The organism is Nitriliruptor sp. (assembly GCF_040882075.1).
Classification (GTDB): Bacteria; Actinomycetota; Nitriliruptoria; order Nitriliruptorales; family Nitriliruptoraceae; genus Nitriliruptor.
Window position 1 is genome coordinate 1 of record NZ_JBBEBZ010000153.1, and the last position, 2510, is coordinate 2510.

The 2510-nt window shown below is 73.0% G+C and carries 3 protein-coding genes; all 3 read left to right on the top strand.

Going from position 1 to position 2510, the window contains the following annotated elements; all coding sequences use genetic code 11:
- The coding region (locus WEB03_RS09260; protein ID WP_368070667.1) for an aminotransferase class I/II-fold pyridoxal phosphate-dependent enzyme at positions 1-954 on the top strand (954 nt) is incomplete at its 5' end.
- On the top strand, positions 951-2003 hold the full coding sequence (gene cobT / locus WEB03_RS09265; RefSeq protein ID WP_368070668.1) for a nicotinate-nucleotide--dimethylbenzimidazole phosphoribosyltransferase: 1053 nt from the start codon (positions 951-953) through the stop codon (positions 2001-2003). The genes WEB03_RS09260 and cobT, both read left to right, overlap by 4 nt.
- A gap of 1 nt (position 2004) precedes the next feature.
- Positions 2005-2510 (top strand): adenosylcobinamide-GDP ribazoletransferase (locus tag WEB03_RS09270; RefSeq protein WP_368070669.1); only part of this gene is annotated, 506 nt, incomplete at its 3' end.

Sequence of the window (2510 nt, forward strand, 5' to 3'; positions counted from 1 at the left end):
AACGTCCTGGACGGGCCCCCGGCCTGGTTGCGGGACCGCCTCGCCGGGTGCCTCGTCGACCTCGCCAGCTACCCGGACGACACCGCCGCGCGTGAGGTCCTCGCCGCTCGCCATGGTCGCACCCCCGACGAGATCGTCCCCCTCGCGGGAGCCGCCGACGGGATGTGGTTGCTGCCGCGGGTGCTGCGACCACAGCTCGCGGCATGCGTTCATCCCGGTTTCGCCGAACCCGAGGCGGCGCTGCGCCACGCCGACGTGCCGATCGTGCACGTCCAGCGCCGTCCGAACGACTGGCTCCTGGACCCCGATGAGGTCCCCGACGACGCGGACCTGGTCGTACTCGGCCGGCCCGACAACCCGACCGGGATCGTCGATCCGACGGCGACCATCGCCGCGCTGTGCCGCCCGGGTCGGACCGTCGTCGTCGACGAGGCGTTCGCCGAGTTCCTGCCCGACGCGGCCGGCATCGCCTCACGGGACGATCTTGCCGGCGTCGTGACCCTCCGCAGTTACACCAAGCTGTGGGGCCTGGCCGGACTGCGGGTGGGCTACCTGGTCGCGCGGGCCGACCTGGCGACACGGCTGCGCGCTGCGAGGCAACCCTGGGCGGTCGATCGCCTCGCGCTCGAAGCCCTGATCGCGCTGACGGGCGCCGACGACGAACGCCGCCGCCGCGCCGAAGCGGTCGCCGGGGCCCGGGACCACCTCCTGACGGGGCTGCGCAGCATCCCACAGGTCACGACCTGGGACGCCGCAGCGAACTACGTCCTGCTGCGCACCCCGCAACCCGACCTGCGCGAGCGTCTCCTCGACGACGGGCTCGCCGTCCGGCGCTGCGACAACTTCCCCGGTCTCGACCGTTCGTACCTCCGCGTGGCCGTGCGGACCCCCGCGATCAACGACCAGCTCGTCGACCGCATCGCCCACCATCTCGCTCGAAGGCCCGCCACGTGACACCTCTGAACGCTGTCGCCGATCTACTCGCCGAGGTCGGACCCATCGACGAGGCCGCTCGGGACGCCGCACTGGAGCGGTTCGCGGCGCTGGCGACCCCGCCCGGCGCACTCGGACGGATCGAACCGCTCGGGGCCCAACTGGCAGCCATCGCCGGATCCTGTCCACCGCCGGCGCTCGACGATCCGGGGCTCGTGATCGCTGCCGCGGATCATGGCGTGCACGCCCAGGGTGTCAGTCCCTGGCCGCAGGCGATCACGGCCGCGATGGTCCAGACCTTCTGCGCCGGACGTGCGACCGCCAACGCGTTCGCCGGCATCGTCGATGCGCGCGTCACGGTGCTCGATGTCGGTGTCGCGACACCCCTCGCCGATCATCCACGGCTGCGCCGCTCCAACGTCCGACCGGGGACGCGGGACCTCAGCGTCGAACCGGCCATGAGCGACGACGACTGCGCCCGCGCGATCCTGGCTGGCGCCGGTGCAGCGGAGGAGCTCCTCTCGGCCGGTTCGAACCTGCTCGCGACCGGCGACATGGGCATCGCCAACACGACCGCAGCCGCCGCGCTGATCGCCGTGTTCACCCACGAGGAGGCGCTCGACGTCACCGGTCGGGGGACCGGTATCGACGACGCCACGCTCGCACGCAAGGTCGGAGCCGTCGAAGCGGCCGTGGCGCGCCACCGAGACGACGAACCGTTGGGCGCGCTCGCCGGGGTGGGTGGTCTCGAGCACGCCGCGCTCGTCGGTGTCATCCTCGCGGCCGCGGCTGGGCGGGTGCCTGTGGTCCTCGACGGGGTCAACGCCTGCGCTGCGGCCCTCGCCGCGGTGGCGATCGCCCCCGACTGCCACGGGTACCTGCTCGCCGGGCACCGCTCGACGGAACCCGGCGCCACGGTCGCGCTCGAGCACCTGCGCCTCGAGCCGCTGATCGACCTCCAGCTCCGGCTCGGTGAAGGCACCGGAGCCCTCCTGGCGATCCCGCTCCTGCAGGCGGCCGCGGCGGCCCTCCGCGAGATCGCAACGCTCGACGAGGTCCTGGGGAGCTGACGTGCGCGCAGCCTTCGCCCTCCTCACCATCCTGCCGGTCGGCGCCATCCGCACCGCCCCGGGCCGCTCAGTGCTGTTCGCGTTCCCGCTCGTCGGGCTGGCCATCGGTGCCATCTGGATGGGAGTCGGCGCAGGTGTCGGGCTGTGGCTCGGGCCCCTGGTCGGCGCAGCCGCTGTCCTCACGGCTGACGCCATCGTGACGGGCGGGCTCCACCTCGATGGTGTCGCCGACGTCGGCGACGTGATCGGCTCCCGGCGAAGAGGAGCAGAAGCGCTGGCCGTAGCTCGCGACCCGCGCGTTGGCGCGCTCGGCGTCGTCGCGCTCGTCAGCGTGATGCTGGTCCGCTTCTCACTCATCACGGTGGTGTTGACGTCGGCCACGGGCGCGGCGGATCCACACCTGGCGTGGTTCCTCCTCGCCGTACCGACGGTCGGGCGGATGGCCATGGTCGCGGCGCTGGCGTGGTCCCCACCCGCCGAGGGCAGCAGCACGACACCGCTGATCCA